General features: G+C 68.8%; 1 protein-coding gene. It reads left to right on the forward strand.

Annotation, left to right across the window (positions count from 1 at the left end; all coding sequences use genetic code 11):
- Positions 1 to 266 (forward strand): hypothetical protein (locus CVH10_RS21260; protein WP_146143231.1); only part of this gene is annotated, 266 nt, incomplete at both ends.

The following is a 266-nucleotide window of genomic DNA, read 5'->3' on the forward strand; positions in this document are numbered from 1 at the left end:
CGATGCGGTGATCGAGACGCATGACCGCATCGTCGGCCGAACCTGGCGCGAGGCGAAGCAACTCCACGATGCCCGCACCGCGGAAACCAGAAGCGCGGTCACCGCGACGCTGGACGGGTTCGCCGCGATCGGCCGGTCGTTGCTGGACGCACATGGTTATGGTGCGTCGCTGGAGGATGCGGTCGCGCGCGTGGCGGGCTGGGACCGGCTCGACTACCTTGTCGCGACAGCCACGACGCTGACCGACACGCTGAGCGACGATCCGC

It is taken from the genome of Halomonas sp. ND22Bw (genome assembly GCF_003011945.1).
Lineage (GTDB): Bacteria > Pseudomonadota > Gammaproteobacteria > Pseudomonadales > Halomonadaceae > Halomonas > Halomonas halophila.